13 protein-coding genes are annotated in these 19,234 nt (G+C 65.8%); 7 read left to right on the top strand and 6 right to left on the bottom strand.

Annotated elements, in window-relative coordinates:
- Positions 1–30: 30 nt before the first annotated feature.
- Positions 31–1,377 carry a dicarboxylate/amino acid:cation symporter gene (locus ACCQ13_RS15935; RefSeq protein WP_104602589.1) on the bottom strand — a complete coding sequence of 449 codons (1,347 nt, stop codon included), beginning with the start codon at positions 1,375–1,377 and terminating at the stop codon, positions 31–33.
- 280 nt (positions 1,378–1,657) lie between these two features.
- Between ACCQ13_RS15935 and ACCQ13_RS15940 the strand changes: the two genes are divergently transcribed.
- Together ACCQ13_RS15940 and ACCQ13_RS15945 are read left to right on the top strand one after the other, a co-directional pair.
- A complete protein-coding gene (locus ACCQ13_RS15940) occupies positions 1,658–2,830 on the top strand; it encodes an OprO/OprP family phosphate-selective porin (protein ID WP_104602590.1) in 1,173 nt (390 codons plus the stop codon).
- Between the two features lie 157 nt (positions 2,831–2,987).
- The gene (locus ACCQ13_RS15945) at positions 2,988–5,633 is read left to right on the top strand and encodes a hybrid sensor histidine kinase/response regulator (RefSeq protein WP_159407539.1); all 2,646 of its coding nucleotides are present in this window, start codon (positions 2,988–2,990) and stop codon (positions 5,631–5,633) included.
- Between the two features lie 111 nt (positions 5,634–5,744).
- Here ACCQ13_RS15945 and ACCQ13_RS15950 read toward each other — a convergent pair whose 3' ends face one another.
- From ACCQ13_RS15950 to ACCQ13_RS15965, 4 genes are all read right to left on the bottom strand, one after another.
- Entirely contained in the window at positions 5,745–6,383 is a 639-nt protein-coding gene (locus ACCQ13_RS15950; protein ID WP_104602614.1) for a response regulator, read from the bottom strand.
- Positions 6,384–6,567: 184 nt separating this feature from the next.
- A complete protein-coding gene (locus ACCQ13_RS15955; protein ID WP_104602615.1) occupies positions 6,568–7,617 on the bottom strand; it encodes an ABC transporter substrate-binding protein in 1,050 nt (349 codons plus the stop codon).
- Positions 7,617–9,002, bottom strand: coding sequence for a sensor histidine kinase (locus ACCQ13_RS15960; RefSeq protein ID WP_104602592.1), 1,386 nt, complete (start codon positions 9,000–9,002; stop codon positions 7,617–7,619). The genes ACCQ13_RS15955 and ACCQ13_RS15960 overlap by 1 nt, the downstream gene beginning before the upstream one ends.
- Positions 8,995–9,696 carry a response regulator transcription factor gene (locus ACCQ13_RS15965; protein ID WP_104602593.1) on the bottom strand — a complete coding sequence of 234 codons (702 nt, stop codon included), beginning with the start codon at positions 9,694–9,696 and terminating at the stop codon, positions 8,995–8,997. The genes ACCQ13_RS15960 and ACCQ13_RS15965 overlap by 8 nt, the downstream gene beginning before the upstream one ends.
- Positions 9,697–9,954: 258 nt before the next feature.
- Here ACCQ13_RS15965 and ACCQ13_RS15970 point away from each other — a divergent pair, with 258 nt between their 5' ends.
- The 4 genes from ACCQ13_RS15970 (at position 9,955) to ACCQ13_RS15985 (ending at position 14,850) form a co-directional block, all read left to right on the top strand.
- Positions 9,955–11,148 carry an OprO/OprP family phosphate-selective porin gene (locus ACCQ13_RS15970; RefSeq protein WP_104602594.1) on the top strand — a complete coding sequence of 398 codons (1,194 nt, stop codon included), beginning with the start codon at positions 9,955–9,957 and terminating at the stop codon, positions 11,146–11,148.
- Between the two features lie 216 nt (positions 11,149–11,364).
- Positions 11,365–12,693 (top strand): CitMHS family transporter, encoded by a 1,329-nt coding sequence (locus ACCQ13_RS15975; protein WP_159407540.1) that lies wholly within the window; start codon positions 11,365–11,367, stop codon positions 12,691–12,693.
- A 170-nt stretch (positions 12,694–12,863) separates the two neighbouring features.
- Entirely contained in the window at positions 12,864–13,604 is a 741-nt protein-coding gene (gene phbB, locus ACCQ13_RS15980; RefSeq protein ID WP_064510408.1) for an acetoacetyl-CoA reductase, read from the top strand.
- 214 nt (positions 13,605–13,818) lie between these two features.
- Positions 13,819–14,850: a LacI family DNA-binding transcriptional regulator gene (locus tag ACCQ13_RS15985; protein ID WP_104602596.1), complete on the top strand. Its 1,032-nt coding sequence runs from the start codon at positions 13,819–13,821 to the stop codon at positions 14,848–14,850.
- A 319-nt stretch (positions 14,851–15,169) separates the two neighbouring features.
- On the opposite strand, the gene ACCQ13_RS15990 is transcribed toward ACCQ13_RS15985, so the two are convergent.
- The gene (locus tag ACCQ13_RS15990) at positions 15,170–16,495 is read right to left on the bottom strand and encodes an MFS transporter (RefSeq protein WP_104602597.1); all 1,326 of its coding nucleotides are present in this window, start codon (positions 16,493–16,495) and stop codon (positions 15,170–15,172) included.
- Between the two features lie 265 nt (positions 16,496–16,760).
- Here ACCQ13_RS15990 and ACCQ13_RS15995 point away from each other — a divergent pair, with 265 nt between their 5' ends.
- Positions 16,761–19,217 (top strand): TonB-dependent receptor, encoded by a 2,457-nt coding sequence (locus ACCQ13_RS15995; protein ID WP_167526940.1) that lies wholly within the window; start codon positions 16,761–16,763, stop codon positions 19,215–19,217.
- The last annotated feature ends 17 nt before the right edge of the window (positions 19,218–19,234 follow it).

A 19,234-nucleotide genomic window follows, 5' to 3' on the forward strand; every position in this document is an offset into this window, starting at 1 on the left:
CGCCGACGGAGAACAGGGCCGTAGGAAACCTCAGCGTGCGCTGGCCGGGGCGACCACGTCGGTCGCCGCTGGTGGTGCCTGCAGCGGCGGCGAGCCGCCATCCAGCACCTGCTTGAGCTGGTCGCGGTCCAGCGCATTTTCCCAGCGCGACACCACCACCGTGGCCACCGCGTTGCCGATGAAGTTGGTCAGCGAGCGGCATTCGCTCATGAAACGGTCCACGCCCAGGATCAGCGCCATGCCCGCCACCGGTACGTCCGGCACCACCGACAGCGTGGCGGCCAGGGTGATGAAACCGGCACCGGTCACGCCGGCGGCACCTTTGGAGCTGAGCATCGCCACCGCCAGCAGGGTGATCTGCTGGCCCAGGGTCAGGTCCACGTTGGTGGCCTGGGCGATGAATAGCGCCGCCAGGGTCATGTAGATGTTGGTGCCATCCAGGTTGAACGAGTAGCCGGTCGGCACCACCAGGCCCACCACCGACTTTTCGCAGCCGGCCTTTTCCATCTTTTCCATCAGCGAGGGCAGTGCCGATTCCGACGACGAAGTGCCCAGTACCAGCAACAGTTCGGCCTTGAGGTAACGAATCAACTTGAGCACCGAAAACCCGCAAAACCGGCACACCAGACCCAGGATCACCAGCACGAAGAACAGCGAGGTCAGGTAAAACGAACCCACCAGCCAGGCCAGGTTGACCAGCGATTCCACCCCATACTTGCCGATTGTGAAGGCAATCGCACCGAACGCACCGATCGGCGCGGCCTTCATCAGGATGTGCACCAGGCGGAACACCGGCGCGGTCAGCGCCTCCAGGAAGCTCAGCACCGGGCGGCCCCGCTCGCCCACCAGGGCCAGCGCAATGCCGAACAACACCGCCACGAACAGCACCTGCAGGATGTTGCCATCGACGAACGCGCTGATCAGCGTGGCCGGAATGATGTCCATCAGGAAGCCGACCAGGCTCAACTCGTGCGACTTCTGCACGTAGGTGTTGACCGCGCTTTGATCCAGCTCGGCCGGATTGATGTTCATGCCGGCGCCCGGCTGCACCACATGCGCCACCACCATGCCCACCACCAGTGCCAGCGTGGAAAAGAACAGGAAATAGATCATCGCCTTGGCGAAGACCCGGCCGACCGTCTTGAGATGGGTCATACCGGCGATGCCGGTGACGATGGTCAGGAAGATTACCGGGGCGATAATCATCTTCACCAGCTTGATGAAGGCATCGCCCAATGGCTTGAGGCTTTCGGCGAAGGCCGGTTCGAAATGCCCCAACAAGGCGCCAAGGACGATCGCCACCACCACCTGGAAGTACAGCTGGCGGTAGAACGGCACGGACGCCGGCAACGGGCCGGCAGGCTTGCTGATGTGCATGACACCACTCCGGGAGAACGGGAAGGTGCCTGGCAGGCACCCGATGCGGGCATTCTGGCCGCACGCTGTGGGCGTAACCGATAACCCATTGGTACTACGCAGCGCCCGCCCGCCGACTGCTACGGCACTTCAGCCTGGCGGCAGTAGGCCGTTAATTGCATTTAACGCAGACACCGATTCCGCGTGGTTACCCATCGGCCCTGCGCGTTTGCTGAAATCATTCACCGCGCCGGCCATGGCAGGACGCCCCGGCCCCATTCCATTGCCGAAGATCATTCCTATGCGCCTCAATCCGCTCGTTCTGGCCGTGGCGTTCGCCATCGCCCCTGCCGCTGCCAATGCGGCCACTTCCATCGACAACTGGCCGACCCAGTACGCCTTCGGTGATGGCACCGAACTCTCAGTGTCCGGCAACTACCAGTATGACGACAACAACTTCTCCGGCGACGACCGCCTGGAAGACCGCACCGATTTCCGCCGCAAGGAATTCGGTGCCAGCGTGAGGAAGAAGGGCATCTACGATGCCTCGGTGAATTTCGATTTCGAAGCCAAGTTATGGCTGGACGTGTTCTTCCGCTTCGAGACCAAGGCGCTGCTGGGCCAGGATTATGGCCGCGTGCGTCTGGGCTACATGAAGGTACCGGTGGGCCTGGAAGCGGTGCAGAGTTCGCGGGCGGGCAGCTTCATGGAACTGGGCCTGCCGGTGCAGGCCGTGTTCCAGGGCCGCCGGACCGGCGTGGAATGGACGCTGGAACGCCCGCAGTACCTGTTGCAGGCCGGCGCCTACGGCGGCCAGGACCTGCAAGGCGATAACCCTGGCACCACCCAGGCCGTGCATGCGGTCTGGACCCCGCGCAAGGCCGATGGTGACGTGCTGCACCTGGGCATCGCCGGTTCGACGGAGAACCCGCGCGGCTTCACCGATGGCCGTGGTGTCGCATTCGGCCCCAGCGTGCGCTTGCGTGCCCGCCCGGAAGCCGGCCTGACCGACGTCCGGCTGATCGACACCGGCACCATCCTGGACGTGGACCATGTGATCCGCACCGGCCTGGAAGCGGTCTGGATCCATGGCCCGTTCTCGCTGCAGAGCGAGGCCTTGCGTGCCGAAGTGGCGCGTAATCGGGGCCTGCCGCATTTCATCGCGCAGGGCCAGTACGTCTACGGCACCTGGTCGCTCACCGGCGAATCGCGCAGCTATGCCGGCGGCGTGCCGGGCAACCTCAAGCCGACGCATCGCTATGGTGCGGTGGAACTCACCGCCCGTTACAGCCGCCTGAACCTGGAAGACAACAACGTCCATGGCGGGCGTCAGCACGACACCACCATCGGCGCCAACTGGTACCTCACCAGCCATTTCAAGTTCCAGGCCAACTACAGCTGGGTGGATGCCTCGCGCAACGGCGTGCATGTGACTCCGAAGGTGATGGAGCTGCGGGCACAGGTGAATTTCTAGCAAGCACCGAGGCGTCCGCCGCAGACCGCCTGGTTGCTGGTGGCGCCTATCCGATCGCCGGCGCGGTCTCGCCGCGCTGAAGATGTTTCCGACACGGCCGCCCCTGCCCAGGTGCGGCCGTCGTCGTTTGCAGCCTGCCTCGGCCATACTTGCCGCCATGTACGCCTCGCAACGCCGCCGTCTGCTGCTCACACTGGTCATCGTGCTGGGGGGCATGGTCGTGGCCATGCTCGCGGCCGGGCACTTCGTGCAGCAGAGCGCGCTGCGCGAGGAAAGCACTGCGGTGCGCCGCCAGCTGGGCCTGTATGCGCAGGCACTGCAGCAACGGGTGGATCGCTACCGCACCCTGCCGCAGATCCTGGCGCTGGATGCACAGCTGCGCGCGGCGGTGTCGGGACCGTTATCGCCCGCGCAGGTGGAGCAGCTCAATCGCAAGCTCGAACGCGCCAACAATGTCACCCAGTCGTCCACGCTGACCTTGATCGACCGCAACGGCATCGCGCTGGCGGCAAGCAACTGGCGCGCGGCGCGCAGCAACGTGGGGGTGGACTACGCATTCCGGCCTTATTACCAGCAGGCGCTGGCCAATGGCAGCGGCAACTTCTACGGCATCGGCATGACCACCAGCGAGCCGGGCTATTTCCTGTCGCAGGCCATCGTCGACAACGCCGGCCAGGTGCAGGGCGTGGTGGTCATCAAGATTGCGCTGGCCGCGCTGGAGCGCGAGTGGCTGCAGACGCCGGACATCGTGCTGGCCTCCGATACGCATGACGTGGTGTTCCTGGCCAGTCGCCCCCACTGGCGCTACCGCATGCTGGCACCACTGAGCCCGCGTGACCGCAGCGAACTGCGCAGCACGCGCCAGTACGCCAACCAGGGCCTGCTGCCGCTGCGCAGGCGCTTGATCGAGCAGACCGGCGATGGCGGCATGCTGGTGGATGTGCGCGACCCGCTGCTGGAAGCACCCGTGCTGTGGCAGACCCTGGAAGTGCCGGAGAGCGGCTGGAACCTGCATCTGCTGCATGACACCCGCACCAGCGGTGCGGCCGGTCGCGCTGCCGCGATCGCCGCCGCCGGGGCCTGGCTGGCGTTGGCGTTGCTGTGGCTGTTCGTGCAACAGCGGCGGCGGCTCTCGGCGCTGCGCCAGCGCAGCCGGCATGAGCTGGAAGCGATTCTGCAACAGCATGCCGAAGAATTGCGCACCGCCCAGGACGGCGTGGTCACTGCCGCGCAGCAGGCCAATGCCGGCCTGAGCCGCAGCCTGGAACACCTGCCGCAGGGCGTGGTGGTGATCGACGCTGCGCTCACCCTGGTCGCCTGGAATTCGCGCTATGTGGAACTGTTCCGTTTCCCGTCGGAACTGCTCCAGATCGGCCGCCCGATCGAGGACCTGTTCCGCTACAACGCCCGCCGTGGACTGCTCGGACCGGGGCCGATCGAAGCGGCCATCGAGCGACGCCTCAATCACCTGCGCAGCGGCAGGCCGCATATGCGCGAGAGCGAGAAAGAAGACGGCACGGTGCTGGAAATCCGCGGCAATCCGCTGCCCGACGGCGGGTTTGTCACCAGCTACGCCGACATCACCAGCTACAAGAACGCCGCACGCGAACTGCGCTCGCTGGCCGATGCGCTGGAGCACCGCGTGGCCGAGCGCACCCGTGACCTGGCTGCGGCCAAGCGCGAAGCCGAAAGCGCCAATCGCTACAAGACGCGCTTCGTTGCCTCGGCGGTGCACGATCTGCTGCAACCGCTCAACGCCGCGCGCATGTTCGTCTCGGTGCTGCGTGGGCAGCTGCGCGAGGCCGGCAGCGTGCGCGTGGTCGACAACATCGATGGCGCGCTGGCCGCACAGGATGCCATCCTCAACAGCCTGCTCGACATCTCGCGCCTGGAAGCCGGCAGCCTGAAGACGCAGGTGCACCACTTCGCACTCGCCCCGCTGCTGGAAACCCTGGCGCGCGAATTCGGCATTCTGGCCGGAGACCGCGGCCTGACCCTGGAATGGGTAGCGACCTCGGCAGTGGTGTTGAGCGATGAAACCCTGTTGCGCCGCATCCTGCAGAATTTCCTGTCCAACGCGATCCGCTACACCCCGCGCGGACGTGTGCTGATCGGATGCCGCAGGCACGGCAACGGCGTGCGTATCGAAGTCCACGACCAGGGGCCAGGCATCCCGGAGGCCTTGCAGCACGAAATTTTCGAGGAGTTCCGCCGCCTGGACGATGGCGTGGCCAACGATCGCGGCGCCGGCCTGGGCCTGGCGATCGTCGAACGCATCGGCCGGCTGCTGGGGCACCGCATCGGCCTGCGCTCCACGCTCGGTCGCGGCAGCGTGTTTTCGGTCACCCTGCCGTTGGGCGAACGCGCCGCCATCGCCCAGCAGCTGCCGCCAGCCAGCGTGCTTGCCGAGCCCGGCAACGACCCCATCCTGCACGGCTGCCGGGTGTGGTGCGTAGATGACGACCCGCGCGTGTGCGAGGCCACGCGCGCGTTGCTGGAGCGCTGGGAATGCCGGGTGGATTTCGTGGGCGGCCCGGACGATGCGCTGGCCACCGCCACCGCCGGCGAGGCCCCTGAACTGCTGCTACTGGACGTGCGCATGGGCGCCCACTACGGCCCGATGCTGCTGCCCCAACTGGTCGGGCACTGGCAACGCGAGCCGCGCGTGATCCTGGTCACCGCCGAACCCAGCTCCGCATTGCGCGACCATGCGCGCGAAGCCGGCTGGGGCTTTTTGTCCAAGCCGGTGCGACCGCCGGCGCTGCGCGCACTGGTCACTCAGATGCTGTTGCGGCGGGGCTGACCGCAGCTCCCACGGGGCAGTGGTGGTGGCATTGCGCCAGCCTGCGTGTGTGCCAGGTGCGGCCAAACAGCGTACCGGAGGCACCCGGCGCCGGCCGCCCGGCAAGCTGCCTCAGCCCTCGCCTTCCGGCTCCAAGGCCTTGACCAGCACGGCAGCCTGGGTGCGGCTGTAGCAGTCGAGCTTCTTCAAGATGGCGGTCACGTGCACCTTCACGGTGTTTTCGGCCAGCCCCAGCTCGTGCGCGATCTGCTTGTTGAGCAAGCCGTCGGCCAGGCTCAGCAGCACGCGGAACTGTTGCGGAGTCAATTGCGCCAGCTTGGAGGCCAGTTGCGCATCGGCCTCCGAGCGTTCGGCGGTCATCGGTGGAAACCAGGTGCATCCGTCGAGCACGCTGGCGACCGCCGTGCCGATGGTTTCGGCCGGAGTGGATTTGGGAATGAAGCCGGCCGCGCCGAATTGCTGCGCCCGCCGGATCACCCGCGGGTGATCGTTGGAGGAGATCACCACCACCGGAATGTCCGGGTGTTCGCCGCGCACGTGCAGCAGCGCCGAAAACCCGCGCGCACCCGGCATGGCCAAGTCCAGCAGCACCAGCTCGGCGTGCGGATGCGCACACAGCATCGCACTCAGCGTGGCGGCACTGGAGGCCTCCACCACCTCGGCCTGCGGGAGGGTCTGCCGCAGCACATGGATCACGGCGGCACGAAACAACGGGTGGTCGTCGGCGACGAGAATGGTGGGATCGGCCATGCGCCAAGTCTGGCACAGCGACGCCTCACTGTGCCGCACCGACGCTTGCCCCTGCATGCACGCAGGCGACGGGAGCGCGCGCGGACACCGCCAGAACACACCCGCATGCAGCGCCGGACATCGCGCGGCGGCGCACATTGCCGCTCGCCTCGATCACCATTGCAGCACGAGGTTGCCGCCTGCGCTAGCGCGGTGGCGCCGTACTGGCCAGCCAGGCTTCCAGGAACTGACGGCGCTTGAGCTTATCCAGATACACCAGCAGGCCAGGGCCAAGCGGAATCGGCCGGAACGGCGGTTGCGCCGAACCACCACGACCGCCGGCGGCGGGCAGGATCGGCATCAGCCGCGCTTCGCGCGACAGCACCTGCTGGCCGCGCGGCGACAGCAGATAATCGAGGAACCTGCGCGCCTCCGGCGCGTGCGGTGCGGTCCTGGGAATCACCGCGGTGCGCAGCGCCACCAGCGTGTAGTCCTGCGGCTGCACGATCCCCAGCGGCGCGCCGGCATCGATGCGCGCCTGTGCGTAAGACCCGAGCACGTTGTAGGCCAGCAACAACTCGCCGCGGCTGACGAGATCAAGCAAGGTGCCGGTGCGCTCTTCCAGCCTGACCTGGTTCGCCCCCAGCGCGGCCAGCAGCGCGCCGGCAATGCTGCCCACCTGGCCGTCCTGGGTGGCGAACAAATAGCCCACGCCACTGCGCCCCACATCGTAGGTACCCACCTTGCCGCGCAATGGCGCGTCGGCTGCGCGCAGCAATGCCAGCAACTGCCGCCGTGTGCGCGGCACCCGCGCGGGATCGAGCTTGCGCGTATTGTAAACGATGGCGACCGGCTCGTAGCTGATGCCAAACACTTCGTGCCGCCATTGCGCCCAGGCCGGCAATGCCTCGGTCTGCGCAGAACGGTGCGCCAATGCGTGGCCATCGTTCACCAGCTTGGTCTGCAGATCCATGCTGGCACTGATCAGCATGTCCGCCTGGATCGCGTTTCCGCCCGGGTGCAGGTAGTGATCGTAGATGTCCCAGGCAATCACGTCCTCGTACACCACTTCGGTGGTGGGATGCAGGCGCTGGTAGTCCTGGATCACCGCCGCAAACACCTCCAGGTCGGTGGAGCCCTGCACGCGCAGCTGCGCCTGTGCGGCACCGCGTGCCGGAAACCGCCGCACTTCGCCCGGCGCCGCAGCGGCAACACCTTGCAGCAGCAATAACACCAGTAGCCATGCCGCACGCATCATGCGGTTCCTCCAGGGAAATGCAGCGAGGCGATCAGGCCGCCGCCGATCCGGTTGGCCAGATCGATGCGTCCGCCATGCGCCTGCACCACGCGCTTGACGATGGCCAGTCCCAGCCCGGCGCCGCCGGCAGGTGCATCCGGACCGCGCACGAACCGCTCGAACACACGCTCGGCTTCGGCGGCCGGGATGCCGGGGCCATGGTCGGCGATGGTGAGCACGTGCTGATATCCGTCGCTGGTCAGTGCCACCTGCAGCGGTGCGCCAGCGCCGTACTTGCAGGCGTTGTCGATCAGGTTCTTGAGCGCTTCGCGTAGCAGCAGCGCATCGCCGCGCAACAGCGCCGGTTGCGGGTCGATGGCCAGTTGCACGCGCGGTGCGCCCTCGCTGCGCGGCAAGGCCTCGTGCAGCGCCTGGTGCAGTACTTCGGCCAGATCCACGGTGGCGAAGCGCTGCAGGTTGGCGCGATGGATCACGCTGGCATCGCTGAGCAACTGGTTGAGCAAGCGGCTCATGTGGCTGGCATTGCGCTCGATCGCGGCCAGGCTGCGCTGCATCTCGCGCGGGTCGTCGTCGTCCATGGCCAGCTGCGCCTGCGCACGCAAGGCGGCCAGCGGCGTGCGCATCTGGTGCGCGGCTTCGGCCATGAACGCACGCAAGGTCTCGTTGCTGGACGACAGCCGTGCCATGAAGCGATTGAGCGCGGTCACCATCAGCTGCATTTCCTGCGGTGCCGGCACGCTCAGGGGCTTGAGGTCGGACGGCTCGCGCCGCGACAGATCGCGCTCGATCCGCTGCAACGGCCGCAACGCGCGGTACACGCCCAACCACACCAGGCCCAGCGCCAGCAGTGACAACACCCCGATCGCGATCAAGGCATTGAGCACCACATCGCGCGCCACCGCATCGCGCGCACGCCGGGTCTGGCCGACCTGCACGCGCACCTCGCCCTGCTCGGAAGCCGAAGCCACCCGATTCATCACCACCGCAAAGCGCACCGGCTCGCCGCTGTACTGCGCATCGAACAACACCGGCCGCTTATCGCTGGGTACCTGCGCCGGCATCGGCAAGCTGTCCTCGCCGGTGATGGTGCGGCCCTGCGCGTCGAAGACGCGATAGAACACGCGATCTTCCGGCGCCATGCCGAGCAGGTCCAACGAGGCATACGGCAGATCCACCTGCCAGTGGCCGCCGACCAATGCCACGCTGTCGACGATGGACAGTGCCGAGGACACCAGCAGGTGGTCATAGGAACGATTGGCCGCGCGCTCGCCGTAGTCGCGCGCGGCAAAGAACAGCACCACCGCGCCCAGCAGCGACAGGCTGCCCAGGTACAGCAGCAAGGTGCGCCGGATCGACGGCGCCACCATCAGCGGCTCAGCCATCGCTACCCGGCTCCACCGGTGCATGCGGGTCGGCTGCTTCCAGCTTGTAGCCGGCGCCACGCACGGTGACGATGCGCAGCGGCGCGCTTGCCAGCTTGCGCCGCAGGCGGCCGACATACAGCTCGATCGCGTTCGGCCCGGCATCGTCGTCGAAACCGAACAGGCCGTTGCCGATCTCGTCCTTGCCCACTACCTGGCCCAAGCGCCCGATCAGGATTTCCAGCAAGCGGTATTCGCGGTTGGGCAATTCGATCGGCGTGCCGTCGAGCATCAACGTGTGTGCGGCGTTATCGAACACGAATCCGCCGATCTGCACCACCTCGCTGGCTTGGCCGCGATTACGCCGTAGCAGCACGCGGCAGCGCGCTTCGAACTCGCGGAAATCGAACGGCTTGCCCAGGTAATCATCAGCGCCGACATCCAGCGCCTGCACACGGTCTTCGATGCCATCGCGCGCGGTCAGCATCAGCACCGGCGTGGAGTCGCCACGCTCGCGCATCCCGGCCAGCACGCGCAATCCGTCGAGTTTTGGCAGGCCGATATCCAGCACCACCAGATCGAAGCTCTGATACCGCAACACGCTCGCCGCGGCCAACCCATCCGCCTGCCAATCCACCGCATGCCCGCTACGACGCATCCGCCGCACGATGGCATCGGCGAGGTCGGCATTGTCTTCGACTAGCAGCAGGCGCATGAATGGGGAATCGGGAATGGGGAATCGGAACGGCGATGGGTCGCGGCCGGAAGGTAACAGGCCCGGCGAATAAAAGCTTCTACGCCCCGACAATTCCGCTGCCCCAATCCCGCTCTTGCGATTCCCCATTCCCGATTCCCCATTCCCCCCCAACGACAGGTCCATGACAGCTTCCCGGGACTAGGCTGCTGCCAACGCGCCGCGGCGGTCTGTGCGGTAAATCGCTGAACGTGATCCACACATGTCCCTGGAGAGTCTGTGAGCAACGACACCTTGCGCCTGCGTGCCTTCACTGTCTGTGCTGCACTCTGCCTGGCACCGGCGGCACATGCGGCCGATGACGAAGGGCCGGTCACTGCCGAACTGGGTGGGCGTCTCCATTGGGATTTCACCGTATTCGATAACGACGAACGCGGTGCACCCGAGCGCAACGACACCCAGGTCCGCCGTGCCTGGCTGGATGTGGCCGGCAAGTTCTACGGCTTCAACTACAAGGCCGAAGCAGAATTCGCCGGCCTGCAGTACGAACCCGGAAGCCGCGGCATCCTGGCGCGCGATGTCTATCTCGCCAAGAAGTTCGCGGCCGGCACGCTGACCGTGGGGCAGTTCAAGCAGTACTTCTCGCTGGACGACCGCACCGGCTCCAACTACGGTCCGTTCCTGGAACGCGGCTATGCGGCCACCACGCTGGCGCCGATCTACCGCAAGGCGATCTCCTGGCAGGCCAATCGCCCGGATGCCACCTGGTCCACGGCGCTCTACAGCCTGGAAAGCATCGACAACTCGGCCACCAAGGGTGGCGCACTGGGCACGCGCCTGACCTTCGCACCGGAAATGGGCCAGGCGCGCCTGCGCCATCTGGGTGTCTCCCTGGCGCACGAGCGCTACGCGCGTCCCGGCAGCGCCGGCACCGCACCGCTGCTGATCCGCCCGCGGCCGGAAAACGATCTGGCCAACAACAGCCGCATCACCCTGGCGCGGTTTGCCGATGGCCGCGATACCGATTTCGACAAGTGGTCGCTGGAATATGCCGAAGTGCTCGGCCCATGGTCGTGGCAGAGCGAATTCAGCGGCGGCCTGCTCGACGATGGCAGCCAGCATGCCAAGGTGCTGGCCAGCTATGGCCTGGTCAGCTGGTTCGTCACCGGCGAATCGCGCGGCTACGACCGCAAGACCGGCCGCTTCAGCCGCATCGCCACGCCCAATCATCGCCGTGGCGCGTTCGAACTGGCCTTGCGTTACGACTACATGCGCGGCGACCAGCACATGGATGGCCAGCCCAACTTCATCGATGCCAGCACGCAATCGTGGACGCTGGGCGGCAACTGGTATTTCAAGCCGAACCTGCGCGTGATGCTCAACGTCATCGACAGCCGCAACCGCGATCGCACCATGGATGCGGTGGTGGACCACACGCTGGCGGTGACCGGCCGCTTCCAGTACGACTTCTGATGCACCGCACTGTCGCGCCAACGGTCAACGTAACAGCTGCATGGCGCATGTTCATGCGGCCACGACGCCGCTCCTGCGGCGAGGCGATGCGTCTTCAACACGCAGACGCACGCGTACTGCCCTGCGCACCTATCCATCCGTCTCGCCATCGCCGCGCGCCCCGCGCTTCGATGGGTTTCATCCTCCCCTGTTGCACGCCCCAAAGGATTCGCCCGCATGCTGACCGCGCTCGGTTTCGGAATGGTGATGACCTTCATGTACCTCATCATGAGCAAGCGGCTGTCACCCCTGGTGGCCCTGATTACGGTGCCGATCGTGTTCGCATTGCTGGGCGGCTTCGGTACCGGCATCAACGAGATGATGCTCGACGGCATCAAGAAGATCGCGCCCACCGGCGTGATGCTGATGTTCGCCATCCTCTACTTCGGAGTGATGATCGATGCCGGCCTGTTCGACCCGCTGGTCGGGCGCATCCTGCGCCTGGTCAAGGGCGACCCGTTGAAGATCGTGATGGGCACGGCGATCCTGGCGATGCTGATTTCGCTGGACGGTGACGGCTCCACCACCTACATGATTACCGTCTCGGCGATGCTGCCGCTGTACCAGCGCCTGGGCATGAACGCGCTCAACATGACCTGCGTGACCATCCTCGCTGGTGGCGTGATGAACCTGACCCCATGGGGTGGCCCCACCGCGCGCGCCGCCACCGCCCTGCACGTGGATCCGGCCGATGTGTTCGTGCCGCTGGTGCCGGCCATGCTGTTGGCCATTGCCGGCATCCTTGTGCTGGCGTGGTGGCTGGGCATGCGCGAGCGCCGACGCCTGGGCGTGGTGCGCCTACCGGCCGATGGCAATTGGCTGGAGACCAGCCTGCCCGATGACAACGACGCATTGCCGCGCGTGGAAGACACCGACGACATCAAGCGCCCCAAGCTGCTGTGGGTGAACCTGGTGCTGACCCTGGCGTTGATGGCCGCACTGGTGGTGGGCGTGCTGCCGATGCCGGTGTTGTTCATGATCGGCTTTGCGCTGGCGCTGATGATTAACTATCCCAATCTGGCCGAACAACGTCGTCGCTTGGTCAACCATGCCGGCAACGTGCTGTCGGTGGTGTCGCTGATTTTTGCCGCCGGCATCTTCACCGGCATCCTGTCCAACACCGGCATGGTGGAGGCCATGTCGCGCAGCTTCCTGGCGGTGATTCCCGATAGCTGGGGGCCGTACCTGGCAGTCATCACCGCCATCGTCAGCATGCCGTTCACGTTCTTCATGTCCAACGACGCGTTCTATTTCGGCGTGCTGCCCATCCTGTCCGAAGCTGCCGGCCATTACGGCATCACCCCAGTGGAAATGGCGCGCGCCTCGCTGGCCGGCCAGCCGGTGCATCTGCTCAGCCCCCTGGTGCCATCGACCTACTTGCTGGTAGGCTTGGCCAAGGTGGATTTCGCCGACCACCAACGCTTCACGCTGAAGTGGGCGGTGCTGATTTCGATGTTGATGCTTGGCGGCGGGTTGGTGTTTGGTCTCTTCCCGTTGGCGCGCTGACCGCTGCCGGGAATGGCGAGTCGGGAATCGGGAATCGTAAGAGCGGCGCCGTGCGGCCGTTTCGATTCTTGACTTCCACGTAGAAGAAAAGAAACCGCAAAAGCGGCTCTTGCTCTACCGATTCCCCACTCCCGATTCCCCATTCCCAAACTCCGAAGGAGTTAAAACCAATGACTCTCCGCATCGCATACGTCACCAGCGGCATGGGCAGTGTCGGTACCGCGATCTGCCAGAAGCTGGCGCGCAGCGGGCATACCGTGGTGGCCGGTTGCGGCCCCAATTCGCCGCGCAAATCAGCCTGGCTGCGCGAGCAGCGCGAGCAGGGCTTTGATTTCGTGGCGTCCGAGGGCAATGCCGCCGATTGGGATTCCACCGTCGCCGCATTCGCCAAGGTCAAGGCCGAAGTGGGCGAGATCGATGTGCTGGTCAATAACGCCGGCGGTAGCCGCGACACCTTGTTCCGTCAGATGAGCCGCGACGACTGGAATGCGGTGATCGCCAGCAACCTGCATTCGCTGTTCAACATCACCAAGCAGGTGGTCGACGGCATGACCTCGCGCGGGTGGGGGCGCATCGTCAACATCGGTTCGGTCAGCGCGCACAAGGGCCAGATCGGGCAGATCAATTTTGCCACCGCCAAGGCGGCCATGCATGGCTTCAGCCGCGCACTGGCGCAGGAAGTCGCCTCGCGCGGGGTCACCGTCAACACCATTTCGCCCGGCTATATCGCCAGCGCCTCGATCAGCAGCTTTCCACCGGATGTGCTCGACCGCCTGGCCACCTCGGTGCCGGTGCGCCGCCTGGGCAAGCCCTCGGAAGTGGCCGGCCTGTGCGCCTGGCTGGCGTCTGACGATGCGGCCTATGTCACCGGTGCCGACTACGCGGTCAACGGCGGCCTCTACATGGGGTGAGCGGGCGCGCGACCCACGGCCGTTGCGCTGCACGCACAGCACGCTCTCGCCGCGCACGGCTGCAGGTTCCGCTGCCCGCCTTCCCTGTACGTCCGGGGCTAGGAGATCCGTGCGCATGTGCGCCCTGCCCGCGCGCACAAGCGGCCGCCACTGCGCGAACGACCCGCCTGCAATGCGAACTGATTACACTCTGGCTTTTCCGCAGTGCGCTGCCATGGCCAAACCTTCAGAACGCACCCCGCCCAATGCACGCCCGCAGATGGCCGACATCGCGCGCATGGCGGGTGTGTCCGAGTCCACCGTGTCGCGTGCCTTGGCCGGCAGCCCGGTGGTGGCCGAGCGGACCCGCGCCTACATCAAGCAGATCGCCGCCGATGCCGGCTACCAGGTCGACCCGGTCGCGCGCAGCCTGCGCGCCAAGCGCTCCAACACGGTAAGCGTGGCGGTGCCGCTGATGCATGCGCTGGATCAACCGCTGTCCGATCCGTTCCTGATGACCATGCTGGCGCTGCTGGCCGAAGAACTCACCGGCCGCGGCTACAGCATGCTGCTATCCAAGCTGGACCGGCACCAGGATGGCTGGGTGGAACAGCTCGCACGCGGCAACCGCTCCGATGGGGTGATCGTGCTGGGGCAAAGTTCCGAACACACCGCGCTGGACCAGGCCGCACGCGACGGCCTGCCGATGGCGGTGTGGGGCAGCCGCATCGATGGGCAGTCGTACATCAGCGTAGGCAGCGACAACTTCCAGGGCGGCGCCCTTGCCACCGAACACCTGATCGCCAGCGGCCGCCAGCGCATCGCCTTCCTTGGCGATGACCAGCTGCCCGAGGTGGCGCCGCGCTTTGCCGGCTACCGTCATGCGCTGGAACAGCATGGGCTGGAGTTCGACACCCGGCTGCATGCGCGCAGCCATTTCGTCAGCGAAGATGCCTACCGCCTCACCCGCGCCATGCTCAAGAAGACCGACCCGCCGGATGGCCTGTTCGCCGCTTCCGACGTGATTGCCGTGGGCGCCATCCGCGCCCTGGTCGAGGCCGGCCACCGCGTGCCGCAGGACATCTCGCTGGTGGGCTTCGACGACATCCCGCTGGCCGCCTACAGCCAGCCGCCGCTGACCACGGTGCGGCAGGATCTGAGCCTGGCCGCGCGCCTGCTGGTAGACCGACTGTTGGCGCTGATCGCAGGCGAAGCAGTGGAATCGGTTGAAATGCCGGTGAAGCTGGTGGTGCGCGAGTCGGCGTGAGGCTGGAATCGGGAATCGGGAATCGGGAATCGGGAATTGGAAATCGGATTGCTGATTGCTGATTGCTGATTGCTGATTGCTGATTGCTGATTGCTGATTGCTGATTGCTGATTGGGATTGCGGATTGCGGATTGCGGATCGCGGCTTCGGAGATACCAGCCGGCAGCCCGCTTCCTTCTCCCGCCTGCGGGAGAAGGTGCCCGAAGGGCGGATGAGGGGGACGGGCGTCCAGTCGGTCCACCGTATTCGCCAACCCAGGCAACCCGGCAGGCATGCACGTCTCGCATCTTCGGCAGCCGGCGATGTCAGCCAGGTATTCCTACGAGTCTGCCAAGATCACTTTCGACTTGCGGATGCGCACGCACAGCATCGCCACCGCCGCGGCCAGCATCAGCGCCCCAGCCAGGCGGATCACATTACGTGGGTCGCCGTGCAATAACCGGTCGTAATACAGCGGCAGGGTGACGATCTGGATCAGCATCGGCAGCACGATGAACAGATTGAACAGACCCATGTACACGCCGGTGCGCTCGGGTGGAAGGCTGTCGGCCAGCATCAGGTAGGGGTTGCCCATCATGCTGGCCCAGGCAAGGCCAATGCCGATCATCGGCAGCAGCAGGAGCCAGCGGTTTTCGATGCCCGGCAGCATCCACATGCCGATGCCTGCCGCCAGCAGGCACGCGGCATGCGTGACCTTGGGACCGAAACGGCGGACCACTGGCACCATCGCAAAGGCCGCCAGGAACGCGACGAAATTGTAGAAACCACCGATCTGCCCGTTGACCAGGCCCGCCTCACGGAAACCGTGCGAGCTGGCGTCGGTGGTACCGAACAAGGTGGTCGACAGCGACAGCACGATGTATTGCCAGTAGCAGAAGATCGCATACCACTGGAACAGCATCACCGGCGCCAGCTGGCGCATGGTCGGCGGCATGTCGCGCAACGCACCGCCGATCTCGCGCACCACCGCACCCAGGCCGGCACCGCGCTCGCGCATGCGCGCAATCTCGGCCGGCGGGATGACCGGCTCGCGCACGCTGCGCGCGGTGAGCAGGATGGAGGCGGCTGAGAACCCCGCGCCGATCACGAACGCGGCGATGGTGACGTACGGAATATGGTGCGCATTGGCGGCGTCCTGGTTCATGCCCATCCACACCAGCACGGGCGGAGTGAGATACGCCAGCGTCTGCGCCAGCCCGGTGAACGCACTCTGGGTGAGATAGCCCAACGGCCGCTGCGGCGGCGCCAGCACGTCGCTGACCAACGCACGGTAAGGCTCCATCGCCACGTTGTTGGCCGCATCCAGCACCCAGAGCAGGCATACCGCCATCCACAGCGCGGTACTGAACGGCATCGCCAGCAGGCACAGGCTGCACACCAACGCGCCCAGCACCATGTACGGCATGCGCCGGCCCCAGCGGGTCACCGAGCGGTCGCTCCAGGCGCCCACGAACGGCTGCAACACCAGCCCGGTGATCGGCCCGGCCAGCCACAGGTAGGGCAGGCTGGCGTGGTCGGCGCCCAGGTAGTTGTAGATCGGGCTCATGTTGCTCTGCTGCAGCCCGAAGCTGTACTGCACGCCGAAGAAGCCGGCATTGAGTGCCAGGATGCGCGCGAAGGAGAACGGAGACGCGGTCGACGACATGTAGAACCCTGGGCATCGGTGCGGCACCCGATGGCCACAGCGTACTGTACCTTGCGGCTTATACAATCGATTGTAACGCTGCACTGCAACAGATCTTACGGATTTAATAGACGCTGTAAAAATGCCTTTCAATGCTGCATTGCAGGATTGCAATCGATTGTAGTGCGGCGTATTACTGTGCTCGCACTGCAGGCCACACGACCAGTCCCTGGGAGGGGACGCTGCAGGCGTCGGCAGACCACCACTTGTGAGAGAGAGAATCGCGATGTCCACCTTGCATACCCTGCGCCTGCATGCCCTGGCCTGCGCGGTCGCCTCCTGCCTGTGCGCGCCCGCCGCGCTGGCACAGAACACGCCCGCCGCCCCGCCCGCCACACCGCCAGCTGCCGACAGTGCTGCGGTCAATCTGGACGCGGTGTTCGTCACCGGCACCTCAACAGCCACCACCAAGTTGAAATCCAGCGTCTCGGTCAGCACCGTCGGCGCCGAGGCCATCGAACAGTCGGCGCCGCGCAGCACCGCCGAAATCTTCCGCAACATCCCAGGCATCCGCTCCGAGTCCAGCGGCGGCGAAGGCAATGCCAACATCGCCGTGCGCGGCCTCCCCGTCGCATCCGGCGGTGCCAAGTTCCTGCAATTGCAGGAAGACGGCCTGCCGGTGATGGAGTTCGGCGACATCGCCTTCGGCAACGCCGACATCTTCCTGCGCTCGGATTTCACCCTGGACCGCATCGAGGCGATTCGTGGCGGCTCGGCCTCGACGTTCACCAGCAATGCGCCCGGCGGCATCATCAACTTCATCAGCAAGACCGGCGACACCGAAGGCGGCAGCGTCGGCATCAGTCGCGGCCTGGACTACGACAACACCCGCATCGACTTCAATTACGGCGCGCCGTTTGCCGAGCAGTGGCAGTTCAACATCGGCGGCTTCTTCCGCCAGGGCGATGGCGTGCGCGATGCCGGCTACACCACCGACAAGGGTGGCCAGCTCAAGGCCAACCTCACCCGCCTGTTCGACAACGGCTACGTACGCCTGTACGGCAAATACCTCAACGACCGCGCCGCCGGCTACCTGCCGGTGCCCACCTCCGTGCGCGGCCGCGATGGCGCGCCGGACCTGGGTGGTTTCCCCGGCTTCGATCCCGGCAACGACACCCTGTACAGCCGCAATTTCCGCACTGATGTGGGGCTGGACGGCAACAACCGGGCACGCCGCACCGACCTGGGCGATGGCATGCATCCGATCTCGCGCACCATCGGTGCCGAAGCCTGGTTCGACCTGGGCAACGGCTGGAACCTGAGCGAGAAATTCCGCGTCGCCGACAATAGCGGCCGCTTCGTCAGCCCGTTCCCGGCCGAAGTCACCGATGCCGCATCGCTGGCATCGTCCATCGGCGGCGCCGGCGCGCAGCTGGTGGAAGCTGGTGGCCCCAATGCCGGCCAGGCCTACACCGGCAACGCCATCCGCACCCATCTGTTCAATGTCGCCATCAACGACCTGGGTAACGTCACCAACGACCTCAGTGTCTCGCGCGAGTTCGGTGGCGACGGCCGCACCCTCAACCTGCGCGCCGGCTACTACAGCTCGCGCCAGACCATCGATATGGACTGGACCTGGAACTCCTACGTGCAGAGCCTGGGCCGCGATTCGCGCCTGCTCGACGTGGTCGACGCCGGCGGCGTGTCGCGCTCGCAGAACGGCCTGTACGCCTATGGCACACCGTTCTGGGGCGACTGCTGCATCACCCGCAGCTACGACGTGCGCTACGACGTCAATGCACCATATGTGGCACTGACCTTCGACAGCGGCAAGTTCAGCATCGACGGCAGCCTGCGTTACGACATGGGCGATGCGCGCGGCAGCTACAACGGCACCGCCATTGCACAAAACCTGGACGTCAACGGCGATGGCGTCATCCAGCCGGTGGAACAACGCGTGGCCACCGTGGACACCGTCAACGCACGGCCGGTGGACTACGACTGGAACTACCTGTCGTATTCGCTGGGCACCAATTACCTGATCAACGACGACCTGGGCGCATTTGCACGCATCAGCCGCGGCGCACGCGCCAACGCAGACCGGTTGTTGTTCGGCGTGGTGCGCGACGACGGCTCGGTATCGTCCGATGAAGGCGTCAACGTGGTACGCCAGGCCGAAGCCGGCCTGAAGTGGCGCCGCGATGGATTGAGCCTGTTCGCCACCGCGTTCTCCGCACGTACCCAGGAGCAAAACTTCGAAGTCACCAGCCAGCGCTTCTTCAACCGGAGCTACCAAGCACACGGCGTGGAGCTGGAAGCCAGCTACCGCTACGAAGGCTTCACCGTCAACGGCGGCCTGACCTGGACCGATGCAGAAATCTCCCGCGACCAGATCACCCCGGAAAACACCGGCAATGTGCCGCGTCGCCAAGCCGATGTGGTGTGGCAGCTCACGCCCAGCTACCGCGGCGACGGCTACCAGTTCGGCGTGAACCTGATCGGTACCACCGACGCCTACACCCAGGATTCCAACCAGTTGAAGATGCCGGGCTATACGCAGGTGAACCTGTTCGGCGACTACCGCGTGACCGACGCGCTCACCGTGGCGCTCAATGTCAACAACCTGTTCAACACCTTTGGCCTGACCGAAGCCGAAGAGGCCAGCATTCCGGCCAACGGCATCATCCGCGCGCGCTCGATCGCCGGCCGTACCACCAGCATCAGCCTGCGTTACGACTTCTAAGGACCCCGTGCCGGGCG

The organism is Xanthomonas sp. NCPPB 1638 (assembly GCF_041475635.2).
Lineage (GTDB): Bacteria > Pseudomonadota > Gammaproteobacteria > Xanthomonadales > Xanthomonadaceae > Xanthomonas > Xanthomonas cucurbitae.

Bases quoted from the DNA above. Each gene is read 5' to 3' on its own strand.
- ACCQ13_RS15935 (WP_104602589.1), bottom strand. From the start codon at position 1,377: ATGCACATCAGCAAGCCTGCCGGCCCGTTGCCGGCGTCCGTGCCGTTC.
- ACCQ13_RS15995 (WP_167526940.1), top strand. From the start codon at position 16,761: ATGTCCACCTTGCATACCCTGCGCCTGCATGCCCTGGCCTGCGCGGTC.
- ACCQ13_RS15955 (WP_104602615.1), bottom strand. From the start codon at position 7,617: ATGCGTGCGGCATGGCTACTGGTGTTATTGCTGCTGCAAGGTGTTGCC.
- ACCQ13_RS15950 (WP_104602614.1), bottom strand. From the start codon at position 6,383: ATGGCCGATCCCACCATTCTCGTCGCCGACGACCACCCGTTGTTTCGT.
- phbB (WP_064510408.1), top strand. From the start codon at position 12,864: ATGACTCTCCGCATCGCATACGTCACCAGCGGCATGGGCAGTGTCGGT.
- ACCQ13_RS15965 (WP_104602593.1), bottom strand. From the start codon at position 9,696: ATGCGCCTGCTGCTAGTCGAAGACAATGCCGACCTCGCCGATGCCATC.
- ACCQ13_RS15960 (WP_104602592.1), bottom strand. From the start codon at position 9,002: ATGGCTGAGCCGCTGATGGTGGCGCCGTCGATCCGGCGCACCTTGCTG.
- ACCQ13_RS15990 (WP_104602597.1), bottom strand. From the start codon at position 16,495: ATGTCGTCGACCGCGTCTCCGTTCTCCTTCGCGCGCATCCTGGCACTC.
- ACCQ13_RS15985 (WP_104602596.1), top strand. From the start codon at position 13,819: ATGGCCAAACCTTCAGAACGCACCCCGCCCAATGCACGCCCGCAGATG.
- ACCQ13_RS15940 (WP_104602590.1), top strand. From the start codon at position 1,658: ATGCGCCTCAATCCGCTCGTTCTGGCCGTGGCGTTCGCCATCGCCCCT.
- ACCQ13_RS15975 (WP_159407540.1), top strand. From the start codon at position 11,365: ATGCTGACCGCGCTCGGTTTCGGAATGGTGATGACCTTCATGTACCTC.
- ACCQ13_RS15945 (WP_159407539.1), top strand. From the start codon at position 2,988: ATGTACGCCTCGCAACGCCGCCGTCTGCTGCTCACACTGGTCATCGTG.